The organism is Corynebacterium sp. HMSC034E11, from assembly GCF_001835905.1.
GTDB lineage: Bacteria > Actinomycetota > Actinomycetes > Mycobacteriales > Mycobacteriaceae > Corynebacterium > Corynebacterium coyleae.
On record NZ_KV826388.1, the window covers coordinates 55,414 to 77,553 of the forward strand.

The following is a 22,140-nucleotide window of genomic DNA, read 5'->3' on the forward strand; positions in this document are numbered from 1 at the left end:
GGGCCATGCTTACGAAGAAGATGGTTGCCCTGACAGTCGCCGCCACAGCAGGACTTGCCGTGGCGGCGTGTTCTGATTCTGGCGAGACTGCGCCCGAAACAGTCACTGAAACCGTCGCGCCCGAAACGGTGACGGAAACGTCGAACGCTGGAGTCGCTGTGTCCGAGGATCTCCCAGCCGCTGTGACCGGCTACTCGGACGAGGCGCGCAAGGATCTTGTCGACGAAAACGTGACCGAAGCCGAAGTCCAAGACGTCTTAAAGGCCGCCCAGGATGGCAAGGCCAAAGTGGAGTGGGACGATGACGGCTACTTCGAGGTGGAGTTCGGCGAAATCGACATTGATATCGATAAGGACGGCCTCGTTTTAGACGTCGACCGCTAAGACCGAAGATTTTCGCGTTTTGCTGCGGGTTCTGCTCGGTGAAAATATCCTGAAAGCACCGTGTCCGATACCGGACTGCTGTTGCTAAAAAGGAGCCCGCGTTGAACCGTCGAATTATTACCCTGCCGCTCGCCGCATCGCTGGTCGCGGGTGGCCTTGCCCCGGCGGCAGTCGCCGCCACTGTCGGGCCGAATGAAGGGCCCATGGTGTTGGCGGCGAACGGGATCTGCACGTTAAAGCTGAACGACCGGGAAGCGGCAACCTACAGCGCTTGGGCCAACGTCAGCACACAAGAGGTGTACGCCAACGCTGCGGTGAAAGCATTTGAGGTGCTGTACCCAGGTACAGAGAACATCGTTCGGGAGTTCCGGGCAGAACCCTCGCTTGCAGAGCTTGTGGAGGCACAGAAGAATCTCGCGAGCAGGCTCGCAGACGCCAAAGAGGCTCAAAAGCGCACTGAGCAGCGGTACACGGAACGCCTCCAGCAGGTAGGTATGGAGCATGTGCTGGCACAACACCTCACCGAGGAACTTACAAAGGTCGAGGTGTGGGCGGTAAAGCCGAGCATCAAACAGGGCAGCATCTCGGAGCGGCCGGTCAGCGCACTTGGTGTTGAGGAGGCGAACCGTGTGCGGGGCAAGCGCGTGAACCGGCAGGACTTTGAAGACGTTGCCTGGAAGAGCTTCGTTGTGCAGGGCAACCTGTCCCAGTCCGATCTGAAGACTTTCCGGAAAACGTTCTTGGCTGCCGACGATGTCCAACTCGCCATCGGGGGAACGACGGCGTACCTCGAAGTGGATATGAACGCGCGGGTTGCCTGCGCAGACGGCGGCAACCGAGAGGTGAAGTACCCGACCAGCATTGACGAGGTTCGTAATTGGAACATCGACTCGCTGCGCGGTGAGGCGGGCTTGAGCAGTTTGAGTTCTCAGGGTGAGGTTGAGGTATCCCCGCTCGCGATCGTGGGCCTTGTGGTCGGAGTTCTCGCAGCTTTGGGTATTGCGGTTGCGGCGGTCGGGCCGTCGTTGGGCATCCCGCTTCCGCAGTTGCCGGCGCTGCCTGGGTTGCCGTTCTAACATCAGTCATTGGTCTGCACCAACGATTGGTTGCCGGCCAATTGTCCGCAATGCGGAGTCTTTCATGTCATCCCCGCGGCCAGGGTTTTGAGCAGTGCAAACCGTGGGGTAGTCTGTTCAGGTTGCTTGACGCAACGACCCTCCTGCCATGACCACAAGGGTTATGGCCGAACAGACTAAGACCATAGGAGGTGATGAGGTCCGTGCGTCACTACGAAGTAATGATCATCCTCGATCCGCAGCAGGATGAGCGCACCGTTGCCCCGTCCCTGGATAAGTTCCTGGAGACTGTCCGCAAGGACAACGGCAAGGTGGAGAACGTTGATGTGTGGGGCAAGAAGCGTCTTGCTTACCCGATCAACAAGAAGGAAGAGGGCATCTACGCCGTTGTGAACCTCGACTGCGAGGCTGACACGGTCAAGGAGCTCGACCGTCTGCTGAACCTGAACGACAACGTTCTTCGTACCAAGGTTCTGCGTACCGATAAGTAAGACCGGTAGGCTCTACAACCACACGATCAGCAGGTAGGAAGGTTCACGAAACATGGCTCAAGGCGATACCCCGATTACCGTTGTCGGCAACTTGGTTGCTGACCCGGAACTGCGTTTCATCCCGAGCGGTGCCGCGGTTGCGAACTTCCGCATCGCGTCCACCCCACGTACGTATAACCGGGAGACGAACCAGTTCGAGGACGGCGAAGCACTGTTTCTGACCTGTAACTGCTGGCGCCAGATGGCCGAGAACGTCGCAGAGTCCCTGACCAAGGGCATGCGCGTTGTGGTCACCGGCAAGCTCAAGCAGCGTTCCTACCAAACTAAAGAGGGCGAAAACCGCACTGTGTTCGAGGTCGAGGTCGATGAGGTCGGCCCGTCCCTGAAGTACGCCACGGCTAACGTCAACCGCAACCCGCGTGAGGGCGGGCAGGGCGGCTACGGCGGCGGCCAGGGCAACCAGGGTGGCGGCTTCGGCGGCCAGAACCAGCAGCAGGGCGGCTTTAACCAGGGCGGTTTCGGCGGCGGCCAAGGTAACCAGGGTGGCGGCTTCGGCGGCCAAACCCAGGGCCAGGGCCAAGGCGGCCAGAACCAGCCCCAGCAGCCTGCACATGATCCGTGGGGTTCCGCACCCGAGGCCGGTGGCTTCGGTGGCGCGGGCGATGAGCCACCGTTCTAAACGACAACCACACATCAAGCATTTTTCACCATAAGGAAGGTTAGGATTATGAAGCTGATCCTCACCGCTGCCGTCGAGAAGCTTGGCGAACCTGGCGAGGTCGTCGAGGTCAAGAACGGTTACGGACGCAACTTCCTGCTCCCGCGCGGCCTGGCTATCCCGGCTACCCGCGGCGCAGAGAAGCAGATTGAAGACATTAAGCGTGCTCAGGCTGAGCGCCAGGTCCGCGACCTGGATCACGCCAAGGAGCTGCGCGACCAGCTCGACCAGCTCACCGGCGTCAAGGTTGCCGTTCGCACTGCGAACAACGGCAAGCTCTTCGGCTCCGTGAAGGCTGCCGACATCGCCGACGCCGTCAAGGCTGCCGGCGGCCCGAACCTGGACAAGCGCCGCATCACCGTGCCTAAGGGCCTGGTGACCAAGACCGGTGGCTACCAGGTCAAGGTCAACCTCCACGACGACGTGGAGGGCAAGGTGAACTTCGAGGTCGTAAGCGCATAAGCACCGCTTGACGACGACTGCGCGTCAGAACAGCACGCAGCAGTCCAACGACAACAGCACTTGTAGCGCGGGTCCCACTTGTGAGGAGTGGGGCCCGCGCTTTTTGCATGCCTGAAGGTGTGGAAGAATCCTCGCCATGATCTCTTCCCGCCTGCGCCGGGTGCGCAACACCGTTTTGTCCCTCACCGTCGCAGCAGCGGGCGTGCTTGGCATGGCAGCCACCCCAGCCCAAGCACTGGCCATGTATGCGGGTGACAGCATTCGCATCGAGTACAGCGATGGGGAGAAGTACGGCTGCACGTTGAACTCCATCGCGTACCGGGGCGGTGTGATGTACGGCGTCACCGCCGGTCACTGCCTCGCCCCGATCGGTGGGGCGCACGCGGTGCGGGTGCTGGCGGCGGATGCGCGAACCCCGATCGCGAGCAACCTGCAGGATTCAGGTTTCGAGCTCGAGGGCGACAACACCCTTGGCGGCGAGTTGAAGGACGTCGCCTGGTTCCGCATGGACCGCCACGTCACCGATGCCCACGCCATGCGTGGCGGGTTTATCGACATCCCGTTCATCGGTGCGCTGCACGGTCTGAGCCAGTTCGCGCAGTTCGTCAACCCCACGCGGCGTGTGGCGGGGCGCGCGCCGGTGACGTCGGTACGCGAAGGCCAGATCGTGTGCAAGGACGGCGCACGTACCTCCCGCACCTGCGGACCGGTGCTCAACGTGAACCCGCGCACCGGAGAGATCGCGGTGATGATCCTGTCGCTGCAGGGCGATTCGGGCTCCCCGCTGTACACCGTGAATCCGGACGGCAGCACCAACATCGTCGGGATTATCTCCGGCGCGGCCTACGGGATCCTCGTCGCGGCAGATGCTGCAACGCCACTGCCAGCAGGTCTGCGGTAAAAGCTACTCTTGCCGGGCGCTTCATTGCGGGCTACGGTGTCAGAAATACGAAAGGGTTGACATGCCACACGCTGAACGCAATAGCACCGACACCGATTTTGCCAGTGTCATCGCGGAGCTGCGGAAATTTCAGCGTGAACACGGCTTATCTGCCGAGATTGTCGAGGTTGAAGACCTGCCAAACGGAGATGATGTCCCAGATCTAGACGACCCAAACTGGCGGTAGCCCCGTGTTTGTTACCCGCGTGCGAATCGATGCTCCTGTGGAGGGCTACGCGCGCGATCTTCCGGTGGTGCATTCCCTCCAGCGGTCGCCGCTCGAGTTAGGCCAGGTCACGCTGTTGACCGGCGATAACGGTTCCGGAAAACCCACGCTCGTCGAGGCGATCGCCGTGGCCATGGGCGCCAACGCTGCTGGCGGTTCGCGCCACGCGCGCTTTACCGTCGCAGACCATTCGGCCCTGCACCGCTCGCTCACGCTGACGCGCCGCGAAAACCCCCGCGACGTCTACTTCCTGCGCGGCGAAACATACCTTGACCTTGCGGAATACCACGAGAGCCTGGGGCCCGCCGACCCGCTTGTAGGCCTCACCAGACGCAGCCACGGCCAGGGCATCATGGACCTGGCGCGCACCCGCTTCGGCCCGGACTCGCTAATTCTTCTCGACGAGCCCGAAGACGGCCTCTCCACCTTCTCCCAACTCGAACTCCTCGGCCTGCTGACGGTGCTAGCGCGGCGTGGGGCACAGGTGGTCGTCGCAACGCATTCGCCCGTGCTCCTCGCCATCCCAGACGCCCGCATCCTGCATGTTCCCGACCTTGAGCCCATGCTTTACGACGACTGCGAGCCCGTCACCGCCACCCGCGAATTCATCAACGACCCAACCGGCACCGCCCGCTACCTGGTGGGGCCATGATGTTCATCCAACGCGTTGACGTCGACGCCCAAGCTGCACCGCCATGGGCTGTGGAAACCCCGGCCATCGCGCACGTCGCCGAGTTCGGTTTTGCCTTGAGGCGGCCAATCACGGTGATTACCGGCGGCAACGGGGTGGGCAAGTCCACGCTGTTGGAAGGCATGGCGCGTGCCTGGGGGTTCACGTTGGAAGGCGGCACGTGGGGTGTAGAAAAGGCCGGCGCCCACGACCCGCTGTACGGCGCACTCACCCTGACCACCGGCCCGCGGGCGAAAGTCGGCTACTTCCTGCGCGGCGAAACCCATACGCGCATCACCGAATTCGGCGGGCGCTCCCACGGCGAATCGGTCCTCGAACTGACATCGCGGCTGATCCCCAACGCGCTGTATCTTCTCGACGAGCCCGAGTCCGGCCTGTCCCCCGTCGCCCAAATGGCCCTACTGGCGCAGTTGCATGCGTTGGGTGAAGTGGGGGCGCAGGTAGTCGTCGTCACGCATTCGCCCATTGTGGCGGCGATCCCGGGCGCGGAGATCATCGAGATCAGCGACGACGGGGTGGAGCGCAACCTTGCGGTGGAGGACACGCTGGCGTTTCGGGCGACGCGCGACTTCCTTGCGGACCCGCACGGCATCGCCGAGTTCATGGCGGACTGGGCAGAGGGGGAATTTGGTTAAGCGTCCTTGAGTCGCGCCATGAGGTTAGCGCGCTCGTTGAAAATACGATCGAGCTCAGCGTGCGTAAGTCGCCGTGTTTCCTCGTAGCTCGCGACTTCCGACTCGTCGAATGATTCCATGACGCTGATACTACTGTATCTGCAGGCCTGGGCCGTGTCGTGGCGGTGTTATAGGGTTGCGCCATGACAGCGACGCGCACACAAGCAGACGAACTTCTCAAAGGCATTGCGGGGCCCGGGGCCACGCTTCGCGACGACCAGTGGACCGCCATCGACGCGTTAGTCAATCAACGCAGACGCATGCTTGTCGTGCAACGCACCGGTTGGGGTAAGTCGGCGGTGTACTTCATTGCGGCGAAGTTGCTGCGTGAGGCGGGGGCGGGGCCGTCGATTATTGTGTCGCCGCTGTTGGCGTTGATGCGTAACCAGGTGGAGTCGGCGGCGCGCGCAGGGATTCGCGCGGCGACGATCAACTCGGCGAACATGACCGAGTGGGACGAGATCCAGGCGCGCCTGAACGACTACGACCTGCTGCTGATCAGCCCGGAGCGCCTCAACGCGCCGGACTTTCGGGAGCAGGTGCTGCCGCAACTCGCGCGCTCCGCCGGGATGCTGGTGGTGGACGAGGCGCACTGTATCTCGGACTGGGGCCACGATTTCCGCCCTGATTACCGGCGTATTGCGGTGCTAATTAGCGACCTCCCGGAGGCCACGCCGGTCCTTGCCACGACAGCGACCGCGAACGACCGTGTGGTGGCTGACGTTGTGGCCCAACTCGGCGAGAACACCGGTGTGCTGCGTGGCGGGCTGGACCGCGAGTCGCTCGCACTCAACGTGGTGCAGTTGCCGGACCCAACCCAGCGCGCGGCGTGGATCGCGCAGTACCTCGCTTATGTCAACGGCTCCGGCATCATCTACTGCCTAACCGTCGCCGCTGCGCACGACCTCGCCGAGGCATTGGAGGCCGCCGGGTGGAACGTCGCCGCGTACACCGGACGCACCGAGGCGGAGGAGCGCGAACGCCTCGAGCGTGCCCTGATCGACAACGAGCTCAAAGCGCTCGCGGCTACGTCCGCGCTGGGCATGGGCTTCGACAAACCCGACCTGGGGTTTGTTGTGCACCTGGGGGCGCCGTCGTCGCCAGTGAGTTACTACCAGCAGATCGGCCGCGCCGGGCGTGCTACCGACCACGCTGAGGTCGTGTTGCTGCCCGGGCCTGAGGACGAGCGCGTGTGGGACTACTTCGCGTCCGTGTCCATGCCGGAGGAACACGTGGTGCGCCAACTGCTGGACACACTCAGCGAGGAGCCGTTGTCCACACCCAAACTGGAAAACTTCGTGGACCTCTCCCGTACGCGTATCGACCAGGCGTTGAAGGTCCTCGACGTCGACGGTGCCGTGCGTCGCGTGAAGGGCGGCTGGGTGTCCACCGGTGCTGCCTGGGAGTATGACCACGAGCGCTACGGCGGGCTCGCCGAAGCGCGTAAGCGCGAACAAGACCTGATGCTGGCTTACGAAGCCACGGACGGGTGCCGCATGGCGTTTCTACGTCGTGAACTCGACGACCCCACTCTCGCGCCCGATGAGCGTTGCGGGCGCTGCGACAACTGCACCGGCAATCACCTGCCAGTGGACGTGGACGCTGCGTTGGCGCAGCGTATGGACGAACAACTGCGCACCCCCGGCGTCCAAATCACCCAACGCAAAATGTGGCCGACCGGCTCCGCGCGCCGCGGCAAGATCAAGGGCGTGCTGCAAGGCAAAGCGTTGGGGCGCCTTAACGACGTCGCCCGCGGTCCCGCCCTGGCAGAGCTGCTGCGGGCGAACACCTACCGGCCGCTGAGCAACTGGCGTGAGGATGCCTGGCTGGGCCGGTTCGTCGCCGTGCTCGCGGACTGGGCCTGGGAGGAACGCCCCACCACTGTCGTCGCTTTGGGCGATGCTGATCCGGCACGAAACGAGATGATCGCCACCACCGCAGAAGCGCTGGCAAGGGTGGGGCAGATGCGGTTTGGTGGGGTCGTCGATACGCCATCGCGCGAGGTAGAAGCACGAAACTCGGCGTTTCGCGTCAACGGGCTTGACCGGTACTACGACTACACGGGCCTCGAGGTGGAGACAGGCCCCGTGCTGCTGCTGACCGGGGAGGTGGATTCCGGTTGGTCGGTCACGGTTGCGGCAGCCGACCTTGCGGAACGGTACGGGGTGGAGGTGCTACCGCTGGCGTTTGCTTCGCGCGCGTGATGCGGACTCGGCGATGGCGGCGGCGAAGACAAGCACCGTGCCGACTGGGATGAGGAGCATGAACAAGTTGATGATCGGCAACGCCATGTCGGCCTGGTACTCCTCCCAATGCGCAACGGCCATCGAGCCCCAGCCGACGACGAGGCAGGCGGTTGCGAGCCACACCGTGACCAGTGCGCCTATTTTCTTGCGACCGCGCGCCGCGGCGGTGAACCAGACGGCGCCACCCAGCGCGAGCAATGTGGTCGCGGCCTCGAGGGTGCCGAAGGCCGCCGTGACGGTCCGAAATTCCCAACCGCCGCCGATCAGACGCAACAGGCTTATCCACGCCGCGGGAAACGCCACCATCGCGATGGCGTAGATCCAAAGAATGCCTCGTGTTTCCATGTATGCACTGTAACTGCGGAACAGTTGTCATGGCGTGTGATTGATGTGGATAAGTGTGGATCCAAAGTGCCTGGGCACGTGGCTGCAGGGGCCAAAAAAGGGGTCCGAAACTGTTGAAATGTGCTTTGTCAAACCCCGTGGTGAGAAGTTATCCCCCGGCTACACCCGGAGCGTGGGGTTTGGATGAATAGCGTTTGACCTGCATATTTGGGATAAGTTCCTGCGGGTTTGGTGTCGCTGTACACAAGTTCTCCACAAGCTGGGTGGATGACTTGTGAATAACTACCCGCACAACGACGGAAGATTTCACAGCCCCTGTGGATAACTCGTTTAGTGGGTCTAGAAAATGTCGGGGGAGAGGGTAGTGTCATAGCCACAGTGAAAGGGGAAAACATGGGTGCGAACGACAGCTTCGACGACTACGTACCACCACCGGAGCCGGTAGCGGACTACGGTGACTTTGGGGACTTCGCCGACTTCGAACAAAACACTGGCGGCTCCAACCGCTTCGCCGGCGGCGATAACTCCGGCGGCAACGGCAAGGGTGGCCAGAAGCGCTACAACAAGTACGGCAACAACCGTGGTGACGTACAGCAGGAGTACCGCACCCCACCCCACGACGAGCGCGCGGAGCGTTCCGTCCTCGGCGCAATGCTGCTCAACCCGGACGTGATCCTGGACGTGGCCGACGGGCTGCGGCCGGATGACTTTTACCACCCGGCGCACCAGCTTATCTACCAGGCGATTCTGGACCTGTTCTCCCAGGGAAGCTCCGTCGACGTGCTCATTGTCGCGGCACGCTTGGACCGTCTCAACGAACTGGAGCGCGTCGGTGGCGCCCCGTATCTGCACACGCTGATCTCTGAGGTGCCGACGTCGGCGAACGCCGGCTACTACGCGGAGATCGTCGAAGAGAAGTCGATCCTGCGCCAGCTGGTTAACGCCGGCACCCAGGTGGTCCAGTTGGGCTACGAGGGCGAAGAGGGCATGGAGATCGAAGCGCTCGTCGACCATGCGCAGCAGAAGGTGTTCTCCATTTCCCGCAATAACGTGGGCGAGGATTACCGTCCGCTCTCGGAATTGCTCAAGCCAACTATCGACGAGCTGACCATGATCGCATCCGGCGGCGCCCTCGAGGCCGGCGTGCCGACTGGGTTTATCGACCTAGACAAGCTCACCAACGGCCTTCACGCCGGCCAGATGATCATCATCGCAGCACGTCCTGGTGTGGGTAAGTCGACACTAGCGCTGGACTTCATGCGCTCCTGCTCGATCCACCAGGGCAAAACCAGCGTGATCTTCTCGCTGGAAATGAGTGCCTCCGAGATCATCATGCGCATGCTCTCCGCCGAGACGGAGATCAAGCTTTCCGCGATGCGTTCCGGCCAGATGGAGGAGCGCGACTGGGAGAAGCTGACCAAGCGCCTCACGGAGATCCAGGATGCGCCGCTATTTATCGACGACTCCCCGAACCTCACCATGATGGAGATTCGCTCCAAGGCACGCCGCCTCAAGCAGCAGCACGGCCTGGATCTGGTTGTGGTGGACTACCTGCAGCTGATGAGCTCCGGCAAGCGCGTTGAGTCCCGCCAGCAGGAGGTCTCGGAGTTCTCTCGCCACCTCAAGCTGTTGGCCAAGGAGCTCGAGGTTCCAGTCATTGCGATTTCGCAGCTCAACCGTGGCCCCGAAGCCCGTACCGACAAGCGCCCGCAGTTGGCTGACCTGCGTGAGTCGGGCTCGCTGGAGCAGGACGCCGACATGGTGTTCCTGCTGTACCGCCCGGACTCACAGGATCGTGACGACGAGCGCGCCGGCGAAGCCGACATCATCGTGGCCAAGCACCGTGGCGGCCCGATTGACACCATCCCGGTGGCGCACCAGCTGCACTACTCGCGCTTCGTCAACATGGCGCATGGCTAACTAAAGGATGGTGATCTTGTTACGCCATTGGCGGGCGGGATCGCCGTACATGACCCGCGGATCGCTGTTGCCCGGCCCGGAGCAGCTGAGGTGCTGCAGGTCTGAGCCAACGATGCATGTGAGGTCGTAACCCTGTCCGGTTACAGGACTCACGACCCCATAGAGCTCGGCCTTTGGAATTGAGACAGTTTCCGGGTTTTGGGTCATCGAATAAGTGGCAGCTAGGGCTTGTGGATAGAGCGCAGCCGCAAAGTCGCACGAAGTCGACCCGCCGACCCTGATGCTGTAACCCTCCGCCGTGCTTCCACACGTCCCGCCGACCTGGCCCTTGTACGCCGGGTCGAGTTCGAACGCTCCGGCTAGCGGGGCAGCGGGCTGCTCTGGTGCTGGTGCAGCCTCAGGTTCCGGCGCCGGTGCGGGCTCCGCCTCCGGCGCCGATTCAGGTGCGGGTGCGTCGACGACTTCGGTCGAGGTGACCACGATGGTCTCCGGCTCGCCGGTCCCACCCGCGCAACCGGCGAGCAACAAGGCGGTCAGCAGAGACAAGGGGGCGAGTACGCGACGCATGGCAATCCTTAACACGGGAACGGGGGATGAGTGCGATGGTACGTGGTGTCGTCGCTAGGCAAGCGCAACTCCCTTTTGCTCCGGCAACGTAAACGCAGCGACGCACGCCAGCAGGAACGCTGCGGCAAACACGCCGAACACTGCGGTCGAGCCGCCGAACGCCAGCACCGGCGGGACCACGAGCGGGGCGAGGATCGAACCGATGCGGCCGAACGCGGCACCCGCGCCGGTGCCGGTCGCGCGGATCGCGGTGGGGTAGAGCTCCGGGCCGATCGCGTACAATGCGCCCCATGCGCCGAGATTGAAGAACGACAGCAGGCAGCCCGCGAGGATGATCTGCCACTCGGCACTCGCCATGCCGAAGCCGAACGCGGAGACCGCAGACCCTGCGAGGAACACGGACAGGGTGGTGCGGCGCCCCCAGACCTCGATGAGCCAGGCGGCAACCGTGTAGCCCGGCAACTGCGCAAGCGTGATAATCAGCGTGAACGTGAATGACCGCACGAGCGAGAAACCCTGCTCCACCAGCAGCGATGGGATCCAGATGAAGGCGCCGTAGTAGGAGAGAGACACGCAGAACCAGACGGTCCAGAAGGCGGCAGTGCGTCGTCGCAAAGCAGCGCCCCAGATGCCACCTTGGATCGACTCCTCCTGTGCAGGGACAGTGGTGTCGTAGTTGGCGGGGTCGGCCTCCGCCTCGAAGGAGCGCACGATCTGCTCAGCCTCGTCGTGGCGACCCTTGGATTCCAGGAAGCGCACCGATTCCGGCAGGCCCATACGCACGATGATGGCGTAAAGCGCAGGAAGTGCGCCGATGGCGAAGCCCCAACGCCAGCCGGTCTCGCCATTAGCGACGACAAACGTGCCGATCACCGCCGCCAGAATCCAACCCACCGCCCAAAACGCTTCGAGCAGCACCACCATGCGACCCCGCACCTTGCGTGGTGAAAACTCGCTGACCAGTGTGGACGCAACGGGAAGTTCCGCGCCGAGGCCCAAGCCCACCAGGAAGCGGAACACGATCAGCGACGCGACCGACCACGCCAGCGCCGACGCGCCCGTGGCCAACCCGTAGAGCAGCAGCGTCGCGGCGAACACCTGGCGGCGTCCGATCTTGTCGGCGAGCAACCCGCCGAGCGACGCGCCGATCGCCATACCGATAAACCCAACCGACGCGATCCAACTCGTCGTGGTCTTGTCTAGATCCCAGTGGATGGCGAGTGCTGCGATGATGAACGACACCAAGCCGATGTCCATCGCGTCCAGCGCCCAGCCAATGCCGGAGCCGACAAGCAGGCGTTTGTGTTTCGGGGTGACAGGAAGGCGGTCGAGGCGCTCAGTGCGCGTGAGCTGTTGATCAGTGTTCATGCAGGGGGAGTTTAGGCCGTGGCCTGCGAAAACTCGGAACTTAATATTCAGCTGAGTGTGCCTGGGCCTCCAAGCCGTCGAGCAGTGTGTCGATCAACTTGTGTGTGAGCTTGTCTTGGCCCAGTAGGTCCGGTGCCTGAGCAGGTAGCGGTCGGCTCACAATGCCAAGCGATATGTGAAACTCCAACGGATCCAGGTTGGCCGGACACAGTTTGGCGCGCTTCGCCGGCGCGAGGAGGCCCCCGTAAATCTCCCGGAGCTCTGCAGCACGCTTATCGACGACCCCTTGGCGCTCCGGCCCCACCCCTGGATCCTGCATGGAGTCCATAAATATTGCCTGAGCGAGGGCGGCAAGTCGAAGGTTGCCGATGGCATGGACGGTGCTGCGCCAAGCCTTACGCGTATCAACCGTGAACTCGACGGCATGGTCGTCGATGACTTGGGCGATGTCGTTAACGGCTTGGGCGCCGACGGCATCGAGAAGCTCGATGCGCTCAGGGAAGTGGCGCGTCACGGTTGCCACACCCACTTTGGCGGCCTTGGCGATGGTGCGCATGGACACACCCGGGCCTTCGTCGAGAAGCAATTGCCTGGCTGCGGTGACGATGGCGTATCGGTTGTCAGCGGCGTCCTGTCTCATGCTTGACACCATAGCAAACGGAACACTATGTTCGAACTATAGAAATAGAACACCGTGTTCCAGATAGGAGATTTGCAATGGTTAACGCATCGAAAACACAACGACCAGCCGTAGCAAAGGTGCTTGGAGCGAGCATCGGTATCCCAATCATCATCGGATTGATGCTGTTCGCGTTCCTCGCGCCAACGTTCGCATCCGGGCCAAAGGACGTGCCGATCGCCATCGCCGCGCCCGAACCAATGGCCAGCCAACTCGAACAAACAATGGGCGAAGACGGCCCAGACATCACCGTCTACGGCTCAGGCGAGGAGGTGCGCGACGCCGTCCTCAACCGCGACGCCGTCGGCGGGCTGAGCATCGCACCCACCGGCGCAACCGCCTACACCGCGGCCGGAAACGGCGCACCCTACGCGCAGATGATTGAGGGCATGGCCAGCAAGATGGAAGCACAGGGCGTAGAGGTCACCCGCGAAGAGCTGGCACCGACCTCTCAAGATGACCCGCAGGCAACCGGCCTTGCAGTCCTCGGCCTGCCGCTGGCGTTTGGCGGCATCATCTCCGCGGTGATCGCCACCTTCCTCTTCCGCGGCAACAAGTGGGCAAAACTCGCGGTACTGACCGGTATCGCCGCAGTTGGTTCGCTTGTGGTCACCTGGATGCTGCACTCCGCGTACGGCACCCTGACCGGCAACTTCGCACTTGAGTGGCTCGGCATCGGCTGCGGCATCCTGGCAACCTCTATGCTCACTGCAGGCCTCGCCGCGATTATCGGAATCCCAGGTGTGGGCATCGGCGCAATCCTGACCGTCTTCCTGGCCAATCCGCTCTCAGGCCTGGCAACAGGGCCATGGCTGCTGCCCGCCGGGTGGTCGACACTGGGCCAGTGGATGCCAGTCGGCGCCACCGGTCACCTGATCCGCTCCGTCTCCTTCTTCGACGGGCTCGGCGCCGGAAGCAGCTGGTGGGTGCTTGCTATCTGGATCGCGGTTGGCTTCGTCCTGCTCATGCTGGATCGCAGCAGCGCAAGAAACTAGCGCTGACCTACGCTGACTTGAACGCGCGCAGGCGCAGCGAGTTGGACACCACAAATACTGACGAGAAGGCCATCGCAATTCCGGCGAGCATCGGGTCCAAGAAGCCCAGCGCAGCCACCGGGATGAGCAGCACGTTGTAGGCGAACGCCCAGAACAGGTTGCCCTTGATGGTCTTCAACGTTTTGCGCGACAGGCGGATGGCGTCCACGGCAGAACGTAGCGAGGAATGCATCAACGTAATGTCCGACGCCTCAATGGCCACGTCGGTGCCAGCTCCCATCGCCATACCAAGGTCTGCCTGGGCGAGGGCGGCGGCGTCGTTGACACCGTCGCCGATCATGGCTACCCGGTGGCCCGACTCCTGCAGGCGCTTGACCACGTTGACCTTGTCCTCCGGCAGTACGCCGGAGGTGACGTTGGCGGGGTCGATCCCAACCTCAGCCGCTACAGCCTCCGCCGCGCCCTGGTTGTCGCCGGTGAGCAGGTGCGGGGTCATCCCCAGGTCTCGCAGGCGTGCGACGGCATCGCGCGAGTCCTCCTTTACGGTGTCTCGCACAGCAATCACACCGGCCACAACACCGTCGACCTCCACGGCGACGGCGGTCGCGCCACGCTGCTCGGCCTCAGTGAACGCATCCGCCAGGGCACCAAGGTCCCCGGTGGGGCGGCCGACGCGGATAAGGCGGTCGTCGATACGCGCGGAAGCGCCCTGGCCTGGAAGATTCTCAAAGCCGGTCGCTTCGGGGACATCGTCGGCGGCCTCAACAATCGCCCGCGCGATCGGGTGCTCGGAGCCAGCCTCCACACCGGCAGCCAGGCTCAGCACCTCCTCGGCCTCATAGCCCGGGCCAGGCAGCACCTCGGCCACGCCCATCTGGCCGGTGGTCACCGTGCCGGTCTTATCCATCACAACCGTGTCCACCTGGCGAGTCGATTCGAGCACCTCCGGGCCCTTAATCAACAACCCCATCTGGGCGCCACGACCGGTACCCACCAGGATCGCCGTCGGCGTGGCCAGGCCCAGCGCGCACGGGCACGCGATGATCAGCACCGCCACCGCAGCCGTGAACGCGTCCTCCACCGCATGGCCAACCAACAGGTGTCCCACCAGCGTGATCAGGGAAATCACAACAACCGTCGGCACAAACACCTGAGAGATCCGGTCCACGAGGCGCTCCACCGGCGCCTTGCCAGCCTGCGCGTCCTTGACCAGCTGCCCCATCTGCGCCAGCGTCGTCTCCGACCCAACGCGGGTGGCCTCCACCACCAGTCGCCCCGACGTGTTCAGGGTCGCGCCGGTGACCATCGAGCCCTCGCCGACCTCCACCGGGACGGACTCGCCGGTCAGCATGGATTCGTCGATAGCTGAATGCCCCGAGATCACACGCCCATCCGTGGCCACCTTCTCACCAGGGCGAACCACGAAACGATCCCCCACAACTACCTGCGAGATCGGCACCCGGACCTCTTTATCCCCGCGGATCACCGCCGCGTCCTTGGCGCCCATGCTCAGCAGTTCGCGCAGCGCTTCCGAGGACTGCCCTTTCGCGCGCGTCTCAAACCACCTACCCAAGAGCAGGAACGTGATCACGACACACGCGGTCTCCAGGTACACCGGCTCACCAGGGCCACCAACAAACAGCGCCCAAATCGACCACAGGTACGCCGCCGACGTACCCAGCGTGATCAGCGTGTCCATGGTCATCGCGCCGTGCTTCAGATTCACCCACGTCGCACGGTGGAACACACTGCCTGCGGAGAAAAACACCAGCGTCGTAGCCGCCAGCGCCGCAAACTCCCAATTCGGAAACTGCAGCCCGTGAATCATGCTCACTAGCATCACCGGCAGCGACACCAGCGCCGACCAAATCGTCGTGCGCTTCAGCTGCTCCGCTTCATTGTCGCGCGCCTCATCGAGAGCATTGCTTGTCGACGAACCCCCGTCCCCACCAGGTTCCCCACCGTTTTCGTCACCCATTTCAAAGGCGTCGTAGCCGGCGGCGCGGACTTCGTCGATAAGCAACTGCGTCGACGTCGCCGACGGGTCAAACGAAACAGTCGCAGTCTCCGTGGAGTAATTGACCGACGCATCCACGCCGTCGAGCTTGTTTAACTTGCGCTGAATACGCGAAGAGCACGACGAACAGGTCATCCCCGTTACGCCGAGCTCGATCTGTTGTAGTGCCACAGGAGGTTGAGTCATGCCCCCACCATATATCCGTGGCAAAATCCCCCGATTAAGCCAGCTTGTAGCCCGCTTCCTCAACAGCAGCAGCAATATCCGCGTCGGAGTAGCCCTCGCCCTCCACAACAACATTGCCGGACTTGTGATCAGCCTTTACGCCGGTGACGCCAGCGATCTCGCCGACCTCTTCCTGCACGCTCAATTCACAATGTCCGCAGGTCATGCCATCAACCTGGAACGTACGCTCAGCCATCGCAGCCTCCTCATGCAGTTTCAAACGGTTACAAATGTAAATCGTAGCCCGCGTTCACCGCCGCCAGCCGGACATCCTCATCGGTGAACAAGAACCCGACAACCGTCAGGACCCCATCCTCCATATTGATGTCCACCTCATGCGCGCCCTCCACCATCGAAAGTTCATCTGCAAGTGAAGCAACAGCAACTTCATCATCAAGACCAGAAATCTTGTAGGTCTTGGTCATGACTGGTGAGCGCCTCCTTAAAGCGGCCCAACACGGGTTGGAATACGACAAAACTCATCGCGTTGTACTTTGCACAACGTCCAAGAGAATAACCTAACGCAATAAGGAGCGAAACGTTGAGCACCGTTGATGTAACTGAGGACACGTTTGAGCAAACCGTCACAAAGGACGGCATCGTCTTTGTCGACGCGTGGGCATCATGGTGCGGCCCCTGCCGCCAGTTCGCCCCCACCTTTGAAAAGGCATCCGAGACTCACACTGACGTAACCTTTGCCAAGCTCGACACCGAGGCGAATCAGCAGCTCGCCGCCGCCCTGGAAATCCAGGCAATCCCGACACTTATGGCTTTCCGCGACGGCATCATGATCTGGCAGCAGGCAGGCGCCCTTCCGCCAGCCGCCTTCGAGGACGTGATTAACCAGGTCAAAGTCCTCGATATGGACGAGGTTCGCCGCCAGATCGCAGCGCAAAACCCCGAGGAAAACTAGGCCTCATCGCCTAAGCGCCCGCCTGCCGGGCGCTTTTTTCATGCGTACACTTGCTTATCGACGAAAACCCCACCACACATCACCGAAAGGACCCAACCATGGCAAACCCGTTTACCAAGGGCTGGAAGTACCTTATGCAATCCTTCGACACCAAGATCGACGAGAACGCCGACCCGAAGGTGCAAATCCAACAAGCCGTCGACGCCGCTAAGAAGCAGCACCAGGAAATCACCCAGCAGGCCGCCAACATCATTGGTAACCGCAACCAGCTGCAGATGAAGCTCGACCGTCTGATCAAGTCCCAAGACGACCTACAGACCAAGGCCCGCACCGCCCTCCAAGCAGCCGACAAGGCTTCCGCCGCCGGCGACAACGAAAAGGCCCAGCAGTTCAACTCCACCGCCGAGGTCATCGCCACCCAACTGGTCTCCGTGGAGCAGGAACTCGAGCAGACCAAGCAGGCATACGCCTCCGCCGACCAGGCTGCGACCGAAGCCCAGCAGAAGCAGAAGCAGTCCGAGGCCCGCCTCCAGGAACAACTGTCCCAGGTTTCCCAACTCGAGTCCCAGCTCAACCAGGCCAAGATGCAGGAGCACACGGCCCGCACCATGGACACCATGAACCAGTTCAACCCTGACGACGTGCCCACCCTCGACGGCGTACGCGACAAAATCGAACGCCGCTACGCCAACGCGCTCGGCCAGCAGGAGTTGATGAAGGACTCCATGACCGACCGCATCGCCGAGATCGAGTCCGGCACCTCCGACGTCGCAGCCTCCAGCCGCCTCGCCGAGATCCGTGCCTCCATGGGCGGCGAACTCGAGGCCGGTTCGGGTGCTTCTGCTTCCGCAGCCGACCGCCAGCTCGAAGCCGGCTCCGAGGGGGACGCTGCCGATTCTGCTGAGACTGCCGACACTGGCGTTGCCGACGACACCATCGCCGACGCCGAGGCCTACCTCCGCGGCGCCGAGTCGGATGCTGACGCTAAGGCTGATGCCGACACTGACGCCGAGACCGACTCTGGCGCCGAGCGCTAGGCCTTTCCTGACACATTCCGCCGGAATCTGTCAGCCGTCGGCATCGCGCCTGGTCAGAAATCGCCCCTGACAGATTTCTCAAAATCTGTCAGGGGCGGCTGCGTAGCCGCAAAAAAGTTCCCAGGTTCACGCTGAATCCGGGAACTATTTTGTCCGACCACGGGTGTCTAGAACTGCCGACCTGGGAAAATGTCGCCCTGAAGGCGCCGGAAACCGAAGAAAGTTCCCGCGCGGGGAACTATTTCGAGAAAGGGGGGCAGACGGGGAGGCGCCGGAAGCAGAAGAGAAGCGCAGGGCAACCAACACAAAAACGGGGCCGCAAGGTGGTTGGCGGCCCCGGTGTCGTCGTAAAGCGACTAGTTGCGACGGATGTTGATCAGGACACCGCGGATGCCGGAGTGGAACCCGTCGCGAAGATTGACGCGCTGGGTTTCGCTCAGCGTGTACTCGTGGAGGGTTTCGCAGGCGAACTGCAGCAGTGGCCTGTCGATCTCCGGTGGCAGACCGCCACCCGACAGCAGATGTGCGCTGTCGCGCTGCTCCATGGTGGCGGCGTTTTCAAACCACCATGACGCGTACTGTTGTCCCACGTCGTAGGGGGTTTGGAAGCCGGCGGACGTCCACACCTCCTCCGGGAGCGGGACGTAGCGGGAGCGAAGCTTGCGGCGCGGCGCCATCATCGACGGCTTCGGTGCCGGCTTCGGTCCCTGCTGCGGCGCGGAATCCTCCGCCTTGGTTGAGTCGGCGGACGAGTCGGTATCCGAAGGGCTTGTCTTTGCGGCCGGCGTCGGCGCCGGAGTGGCAGCCGGGCGTTGTTCGCTGGAGACCTGCTTGTTGCCGGGTTTGTTGGACTCGTTGTTGGCCTCGACCTGTGCCTCGGAAGGCTCGTCGAGTTCCGGCTCGTCGGGTTCGTGCGTGCGCTGCTGGGCAACCGGAGCACCGACAATGTCGGAGGGCTTCGGCGCTGCAGGTGCAGCAGACGAGGCGGGTGCAGCAGGCTTGGCTTCGGTGGCCTCGGCCTCAGAGGTCTTGGAGCCCTCCGCCGAACCCTGCGACGCATCAGCACCGGCATCAGCACCGGCACCCGAACCATCGCCAGCACCCGTCTTCTCTTCCTGTTTCTCTGCTTCGGCGTTGGCGCATTCGGCGCTGAGCGGCTCGGGGCCAAGGCCTGGGACGGAGGTCGGGCCGTCGGCTTCGTCGAGGGGTGCGGCGTCGTTAAGCGGGCGCTCTCGGATGGTCGGCGGCAGGGGGCCTTCGAGGACTTGCAGGCGCATGGCGTTGGAGAAGTCCTCGCGCGGGTCGAGAATGGTGGTGCTGTCGCATGCGTGGCGCAGTGCGGAGGACATGGAGTCCCACCCGAATCCGTAGAGGTGTACGCGGGTGCCGGTGCGGGTGACTTCTTCGACGCCGGGGATCATGTCTGCGTCGCCGGAGACGAGGACGAAGTCGGTGAATTTTTCGCTCAGGCCGTTGACCACGAGGTCGGCGACGAGGCGGGTGTCAACGCCTTTTTGGGTGCGTCGTTCGCCCCATTCGATGAGTTGGCCGGTGCGGAGTTGCACGCCGTCGCAGGTGCGCAGTGCGCGTTGGTAGCGGTGGGGCCCGGAGTCGGGGATGCCGTCGTACCAGAGTTGCCTATGGATGGGTTGGTTGAGTTGGTCGGTGATCATGTTCCCGAGGGTGTTGACTACCTCGGGGAGGTCGATTTCTAGTTGGGCTCGTGCGCCGATTTCCCACGAATTGTAAAAGCTCGCGAGCAGGTAAGACGTGTCGACGAACACCAGTGTGCGTTCAAGCATGGCTCCTAAATTCCGATTCTTTTCGTTGCTAAGTTGATTCTCACGGCCCATCTTGCCTGATTTTGCGCGGGTTCTCCATGTTCTTTTTCTGTTTTTTGGTTGCACTCCACCTGAACCCGTGTTAGTTAGTTGGTTACTCGAGTAACTAACCAATGAGGCGAATGGAGGCGTCGTGAATACTGATGCGGAGCCGTTATTCGTGCAGATCGCCAGTTTTGTGGAGGACCTCATCGTCGACGGTTCCCTGAAACCCGGCGATCAGGCCCCATCGACGAATCAGTTGGCGCAGTTCCACGAAATCAACCCCGCTACAGCGCGCAAGGGGCTGACGCTGCTTGTGAGCGACAACGTGTTGGAAAAGCGCCGCGGCCTCGGCATGTTCGTCACCGACGGCGCCCGCGAGCGCATCCTGGCCACTCGCCGCGAGGCGTTTGCGGGCCAGTACATCGCACCGCTTATCGACGAAGCCGTCCACCTCGGCTACTCCCGCGCCGACCTCCACGACCTCATCGACCGCGTCGCAGAAAGTAGAGGACTGTACCGATGACAATCCACACCGCTGGCCTCACGCATCGCTTCGGCAGCACGCACGTGCTCAACGGCGTCGACCTGGACCTCGGCCCCGGTATCCACGGCTTGCTCGGCCGCAACGGCGTGGGCAAATCCACCCTGCTGCGCATCCTTGCCGGCCAGCTGAAACCCACGGACGGCACCGTTGAGGTCTTCGGGCAGCGCCCCTTCGACAACGCCCGGGTGATGGACAACACGTGCCTGACCGGCGTCGATACCGCCTACCCCGGCTGGTGGTCCGCCGCCGACGTGATCAAGGGCGCGCGCCTGCGCTTCCGCGGCTGGAACCAAACCGTCGCGGACACACTCATCGCCGACTTCGCTCTCGACCCCGCCCTGGGCACCCGTTACGAGAAACTCTCTCGCGGGCAGCGCGCCATGGTTTCCATCGTCATCGGGTTAGCCTCCAACACCGAGCTTTTGCTTCTCGACGAGCCCTACGTCGGCCTCGACACCCACAACACCGACGTGTTCTACCGCCACCTGTTGGCGCAGGCGGACTCGAAGCGCACGATCGTCATGGCCACACACCACATCGATGACGCCGCGAAAGTGCTGGACAGTGCGGTGGTTCTGGGGCGTGATGGGGTCGTCGCAAAGCAATGTGTTCCGGAGGATGCGGACGCGTTCGCTGTTGCTGGCCCCGAGCTTGTTCCTCTCGACGACGCCCCGCGCCATGCCCGCGCCGCCAAGTTCGACGACCTCATCGAGCACGTGTTGGAGGTGTCGTAATGAACACCACGCTTCTCGGATTCTTTCGCCACCAGTTTGTTGCCTCGCCGCTGAAGCGGCTGCTGTGGATGGTGCCGTTGATCGCCGTCATGGCGTTTGGACCGTTTGTTGTGGATAGTGCGCTTTCTGCCGCATTCCTCCCCAGCATGGTCACGGTGCTTGTACTTGTCGCGTTGCAGCAGGAGGAGACTGCCTATACCGCGTTCGGTGTGCCGCGCTCGCGCGCTGTGAAACTTGCGGCCTTTGGGGTGGTGCCGGCGGTGTTGTGCGGGGTTGGCGTGGCGCTGGCGGCGCGGCCCGACTGGGTTGGGCTGCTCGGCGCGCTCTTTGCGGTGGTCGCTGGCCTGCTGATAGGCACGCGCTACGTCGAGGCGACCAACGACGAGGATCGGCGCGCGGTGCGTGGCCGAATCGGCCGGGGAGGGTTCATCTTCGAGGTGATTTTTAAACCGCAACTGTTGTGGGCAGCGGGCATCGCAGTCGCGCATTGCCTCCTGCTTTACTTTGCCGGAGTGGTGAGCAGCGAGCCTCTCGCCCAGTTCCTCGTGAGCCTGCCGATCCTCGTCTGGGCCATGGTCTATTGCAGCAACGGCACAGGCATCCTCGGCGCAACGTCCATGACGAGTTTCGGCGTTCCCCGGCGCCGCTGGCTGGTCCTGTATTGGGGTGCCGCCCTGGCATCGGTTGCGCTCTATATGGCGGTATTGCTGCTGGTCGCGCCAATCGGTCTGAGGGCGGTTCTTGCTCTGGGGGCAGCGGGCCTCGCCAGCGCAGTGCTCGGCGCCGCGCTGAAGGTGTGGCGCACAGACGTTGGTCTCATCCCTGCGTTGTTCCTGTTCTTAGCGGTCAAAGACGCATTGCTTATCGACGACGCCCACCCCGCTTCTTTCGCATACCTCCTGGCCATCGCTGGTTTGCTCTTTATAATCGGCCTGGTTTTGCAGGTGTTATTCGTTTTTGGCGTGATTAACCCAAAACAAGGATTTAAAGACGCTTAGAAAACCCGCTCTACGCTGGCGATTTGTGTTGTTGTTTGGGTGTGTGTAACTTAATCCCAGTCAGC

At 62.7% G+C, this 22,140-nt stretch carries 25 protein-coding genes; 16 read left to right on the forward strand and 9 right to left on the reverse strand.

From position 1 onward, the window contains the following. Positions 1-5 precede the first annotated feature (5 nt). The 8 genes from HMPREF2690_RS02735 (at position 6) to HMPREF2690_RS02770 (ending at position 5,622) form a co-directional block, all read left to right on the forward strand. Complete coding sequence (locus HMPREF2690_RS02735) at positions 6-383, forward strand: hypothetical protein (protein WP_070422057.1); 378 nt, start codon at positions 6-8, stop codon at positions 381-383. 101 nt (positions 384-484) lie between these two features. Then, positions 485-1,459, forward strand: coding sequence for a hypothetical protein (locus HMPREF2690_RS02740; RefSeq protein WP_070820114.1), 975 nt, complete (start codon positions 485-487; stop codon positions 1,457-1,459). A 194-nt stretch (positions 1,460-1,653) separates the two neighbouring features. Then, the gene (gene rpsF / locus HMPREF2690_RS02745; protein WP_070422055.1) at positions 1,654-1,950 is read left to right on the forward strand and encodes a 30S ribosomal protein S6; all 297 of its coding nucleotides are present in this window, start codon (positions 1,654-1,656) and stop codon (positions 1,948-1,950) included. Between the two features lie 52 nt (positions 1,951-2,002). Beyond that, positions 2,003-2,629, forward strand: coding sequence for a single-stranded DNA-binding protein (locus HMPREF2690_RS02750; RefSeq protein ID WP_070422054.1), 627 nt, complete (start codon positions 2,003-2,005; stop codon positions 2,627-2,629). Between the two features lie 48 nt (positions 2,630-2,677). After that, a complete protein-coding gene (gene rplI, locus HMPREF2690_RS02755; protein WP_070422053.1) occupies positions 2,678-3,130 on the forward strand; it encodes a 50S ribosomal protein L9 in 453 nt (150 codons plus the stop codon). A gap of 136 nt (positions 3,131-3,266) precedes the next feature. Then, entirely contained in the window at positions 3,267-4,031 is a 765-nt protein-coding gene (locus HMPREF2690_RS02760; protein WP_070820115.1) for a chymotrypsin family serine protease, read from the forward strand. Between the two features lie 230 nt (positions 4,032-4,261). Then, the gene (locus HMPREF2690_RS02765; RefSeq protein ID WP_070820116.1) at positions 4,262-4,948 is read left to right on the forward strand and encodes an AAA family ATPase; all 687 of its coding nucleotides are present in this window, start codon (positions 4,262-4,264) and stop codon (positions 4,946-4,948) included. Continuing rightward, entirely contained in the window at positions 4,945-5,622 is a 678-nt protein-coding gene (locus HMPREF2690_RS02770) for an AAA family ATPase (RefSeq protein ID WP_083320292.1), read from the forward strand. The genes HMPREF2690_RS02765 and HMPREF2690_RS02770 overlap by 4 nt, the downstream gene beginning before the upstream one ends. Here the strand turns inward: HMPREF2690_RS02770 and HMPREF2690_RS12465 are convergent. After that, positions 5,619-5,741: a hypothetical protein gene (locus tag HMPREF2690_RS12465; protein ID WP_256365573.1), complete on the reverse strand. Its 123-nt coding sequence runs from the start codon at positions 5,739-5,741 to the stop codon at positions 5,619-5,621. The genes HMPREF2690_RS02770 and HMPREF2690_RS12465 overlap by 4 nt on opposite strands. A 63-nt stretch (positions 5,742-5,804) precedes the next feature. On the opposite strand from HMPREF2690_RS12465, the gene HMPREF2690_RS02775 reads away from it, so the two are divergent. After that, positions 5,805-7,865 (forward strand): RecQ family ATP-dependent DNA helicase, encoded by a 2,061-nt coding sequence (locus HMPREF2690_RS02775; protein WP_070820117.1) that lies wholly within the window; start codon positions 5,805-5,807, stop codon positions 7,863-7,865. Here HMPREF2690_RS02775 and HMPREF2690_RS02780 read toward each other — a convergent pair. Further along, the gene (locus tag HMPREF2690_RS02780; protein WP_070820118.1) at positions 7,836-8,252 is read right to left on the reverse strand and encodes a hypothetical protein; all 417 of its coding nucleotides are present in this window, start codon (positions 8,250-8,252) and stop codon (positions 7,836-7,838) included. The two genes, HMPREF2690_RS02775 and HMPREF2690_RS02780, sit on opposite strands and share 30 nt — an antisense overlap. Positions 8,253-8,645: 393 nt before the next feature. Here HMPREF2690_RS02780 and dnaB point away from each other — a divergent pair, with 393 nt between their 5' ends. Beyond that, a complete protein-coding gene (gene dnaB, locus HMPREF2690_RS02785; RefSeq protein ID WP_070820119.1) occupies positions 8,646-10,172 on the forward strand; it encodes a replicative DNA helicase in 1,527 nt (508 codons plus the stop codon). Here dnaB and HMPREF2690_RS02790 read toward each other — a convergent pair whose 3' ends face one another. From HMPREF2690_RS02790 to HMPREF2690_RS02800, 3 genes are read right to left on the reverse strand one after another with little or no spacing between them, the layout of a single operon-like run. Next, a complete protein-coding gene (locus tag HMPREF2690_RS02790) occupies positions 10,173-10,739 on the reverse strand; it encodes a hypothetical protein (RefSeq protein ID WP_070614173.1) in 567 nt (188 codons plus the stop codon). It lies immediately after the preceding gene. 54 nt (positions 10,740-10,793) lie between these two features. Further along, the gene (locus HMPREF2690_RS02795) at positions 10,794-12,107 is read right to left on the reverse strand and encodes an MFS transporter (RefSeq protein WP_070820120.1); all 1,314 of its coding nucleotides are present in this window, start codon (positions 12,105-12,107) and stop codon (positions 10,794-10,796) included. 40 nt (positions 12,108-12,147) lie between these two features. Further along, entirely contained in the window at positions 12,148-12,747 is a 600-nt protein-coding gene (locus HMPREF2690_RS02800; protein ID WP_168167276.1) for a TetR/AcrR family transcriptional regulator, read from the reverse strand. A 77-nt stretch (positions 12,748-12,824) separates the two neighbouring features. Between HMPREF2690_RS02800 and HMPREF2690_RS02805 the strand changes: the two genes are divergently transcribed. Further along, positions 12,825-13,781, forward strand: coding sequence for a hypothetical protein (locus HMPREF2690_RS02805; protein WP_070820122.1), 957 nt, complete (start codon positions 12,825-12,827; stop codon positions 13,779-13,781). A 7-nt stretch (positions 13,782-13,788) separates the two neighbouring features. On the opposite strand, the gene HMPREF2690_RS02810 is transcribed toward HMPREF2690_RS02805, so the two are convergent. From HMPREF2690_RS02810 to HMPREF2690_RS02820, 3 genes are read right to left on the reverse strand one after another with little or no spacing between them, the layout of a single operon-like run. Then, positions 13,789-15,984: a heavy metal translocating P-type ATPase gene (locus HMPREF2690_RS02810; RefSeq protein WP_070820123.1), complete on the reverse strand. Its 2,196-nt coding sequence runs from the start codon at positions 15,982-15,984 to the stop codon at positions 13,789-13,791. A gap of 34 nt (positions 15,985-16,018) precedes the next feature. Next, the gene (locus tag HMPREF2690_RS02815) at positions 16,019-16,219 is read right to left on the reverse strand and encodes a heavy-metal-associated domain-containing protein (protein ID WP_070422040.1); all 201 of its coding nucleotides are present in this window, start codon (positions 16,217-16,219) and stop codon (positions 16,019-16,021) included. Positions 16,220-16,247: 28 nt separating this feature from the next. Continuing rightward, positions 16,248-16,448 carry a hypothetical protein gene (locus tag HMPREF2690_RS02820; RefSeq protein ID WP_070820124.1) on the reverse strand — a complete coding sequence of 67 codons (201 nt, stop codon included), beginning with the start codon at positions 16,446-16,448 and terminating at the stop codon, positions 16,248-16,250. Between the two features lie 116 nt (positions 16,449-16,564). Between HMPREF2690_RS02820 and trxA the strand changes: the two genes are divergently transcribed. Both trxA and HMPREF2690_RS02830 read left to right on the forward strand, forming a co-directional pair. Beyond that, positions 16,565-16,936, forward strand: coding sequence for a thioredoxin (gene trxA / locus HMPREF2690_RS02825; RefSeq protein ID WP_070820125.1), 372 nt, complete (start codon positions 16,565-16,567; stop codon positions 16,934-16,936). A gap of 98 nt (positions 16,937-17,034) precedes the next feature. Continuing rightward, positions 17,035-17,973 carry a PspA/IM30 family protein gene (locus HMPREF2690_RS02830; RefSeq protein WP_070820126.1) on the forward strand — a complete coding sequence of 313 codons (939 nt, stop codon included), beginning with the start codon at positions 17,035-17,037 and terminating at the stop codon, positions 17,971-17,973. 356 nt (positions 17,974-18,329) lie between these two features. Here HMPREF2690_RS02830 and HMPREF2690_RS02835 read toward each other — a convergent pair whose 3' ends face one another. After that, a complete protein-coding gene (locus HMPREF2690_RS02835; RefSeq protein WP_070422036.1) occupies positions 18,330-19,775 on the reverse strand; it encodes an NYN domain-containing protein in 1,446 nt (481 codons plus the stop codon). A 172-nt stretch (positions 19,776-19,947) separates the two neighbouring features. On the opposite strand from HMPREF2690_RS02835, the gene HMPREF2690_RS02840 reads away from it, so the two are divergent. The 3 genes from HMPREF2690_RS02840 to HMPREF2690_RS02850 are packed head-to-tail and all read left to right on the forward strand — an operon-like array spanning position 19,948 to position 22,075. After that, positions 19,948-20,322, forward strand: a complete 375-nt coding sequence (locus HMPREF2690_RS02840; protein WP_070422035.1) for a GntR family transcriptional regulator — start codon at positions 19,948-19,950, stop codon at positions 20,320-20,322. Further along, complete coding sequence (locus HMPREF2690_RS02845; protein WP_070820127.1) at positions 20,319-21,077, forward strand: ATP-binding cassette domain-containing protein; 759 nt, start codon at positions 20,319-20,321, stop codon at positions 21,075-21,077. Before HMPREF2690_RS02840 ends, HMPREF2690_RS02845 begins: the two co-directional genes overlap by 4 nt. Continuing rightward, the gene (locus HMPREF2690_RS02850) at positions 21,077-22,075 is read left to right on the forward strand and encodes a hypothetical protein (RefSeq protein ID WP_070820128.1); all 999 of its coding nucleotides are present in this window, start codon (positions 21,077-21,079) and stop codon (positions 22,073-22,075) included. Before HMPREF2690_RS02845 ends, HMPREF2690_RS02850 begins: the two co-directional genes overlap by 1 nt. Positions 22,076-22,140: the final 65 nt, after the last annotated feature.

Coding starts and splice junctions, on each gene's coding strand:
- HMPREF2690_RS02735 (WP_070422057.1), top strand. CDS start 6: ATGCTTACGAAGAAGATGGTTGCCCTGACAGTCGCCGCCACAGCAGGA.
- rpsF (WP_070422055.1), top strand. CDS start 1,654: ATGAGGTCCGTGCGTCACTACGAAGTAATGATCATCCTCGATCCGCAG.
- HMPREF2690_RS02750 (WP_070422054.1), top strand. CDS start 2,003: ATGGCTCAAGGCGATACCCCGATTACCGTTGTCGGCAACTTGGTTGCT.
- rplI (WP_070422053.1), top strand. CDS start 2,678: ATGAAGCTGATCCTCACCGCTGCCGTCGAGAAGCTTGGCGAACCTGGC.
- HMPREF2690_RS02760 (WP_070820115.1), top strand. CDS start 3,267: ATGATCTCTTCCCGCCTGCGCCGGGTGCGCAACACCGTTTTGTCCCTC.
- HMPREF2690_RS02770 (WP_083320292.1), top strand. CDS start 4,945: ATGATGTTCATCCAACGCGTTGACGTCGACGCCCAAGCTGCACCGCCA.
- HMPREF2690_RS12465 (WP_256365573.1), bottom strand. CDS start 5,741: ATGGAATCATTCGACGAGTCGGAAGTCGCGAGCTACGAGGAAACACGG.
- HMPREF2690_RS02775 (WP_070820117.1), top strand. CDS start 5,805: ATGACAGCGACGCGCACACAAGCAGACGAACTTCTCAAAGGCATTGCG.
- HMPREF2690_RS02780 (WP_070820118.1), bottom strand. CDS start 8,252: ATGGAAACACGAGGCATTCTTTGGATCTACGCCATCGCGATGGTGGCG.
- dnaB (WP_070820119.1), top strand. CDS start 8,646: ATGGGTGCGAACGACAGCTTCGACGACTACGTACCACCACCGGAGCCG.
- HMPREF2690_RS02790 (WP_070614173.1), bottom strand. CDS start 10,739: ATGCGTCGCGTACTCGCCCCCTTGTCTCTGCTGACCGCCTTGTTGCTC.
- HMPREF2690_RS02795 (WP_070820120.1), bottom strand. CDS start 12,107: ATGAACACTGATCAACAGCTCACGCGCACTGAGCGCCTCGACCGCCTT.
- HMPREF2690_RS02800 (WP_168167276.1), bottom strand. CDS start 12,747: ATGAGACAGGACGCCGCTGACAACCGATACGCCATCGTCACCGCAGCC.
- HMPREF2690_RS02805 (WP_070820122.1), top strand. CDS start 12,825: ATGGTTAACGCATCGAAAACACAACGACCAGCCGTAGCAAAGGTGCTT.
- HMPREF2690_RS02810 (WP_070820123.1), bottom strand. CDS start 15,984: ATGACTCAACCTCCTGTGGCACTACAACAGATCGAGCTCGGCGTAACG.
- HMPREF2690_RS02815 (WP_070422040.1), bottom strand. CDS start 16,219: ATGGCTGAGCGTACGTTCCAGGTTGATGGCATGACCTGCGGACATTGT.
- HMPREF2690_RS02820 (WP_070820124.1), bottom strand. CDS start 16,448: ATGACCAAGACCTACAAGATTTCTGGTCTTGATGATGAAGTTGCTGTT.
- HMPREF2690_RS02830 (WP_070820126.1), top strand. CDS start 17,035: ATGGCAAACCCGTTTACCAAGGGCTGGAAGTACCTTATGCAATCCTTC.
- HMPREF2690_RS02835 (WP_070422036.1), bottom strand. CDS start 19,775: ATGCTTGAACGCACACTGGTGTTCGTCGACACGTCTTACCTGCTCGCG.
- HMPREF2690_RS02845 (WP_070820127.1), top strand. CDS start 20,319: ATGACAATCCACACCGCTGGCCTCACGCATCGCTTCGGCAGCACGCAC.
- HMPREF2690_RS02850 (WP_070820128.1), top strand. CDS start 21,077: ATGAACACCACGCTTCTCGGATTCTTTCGCCACCAGTTTGTTGCCTCG.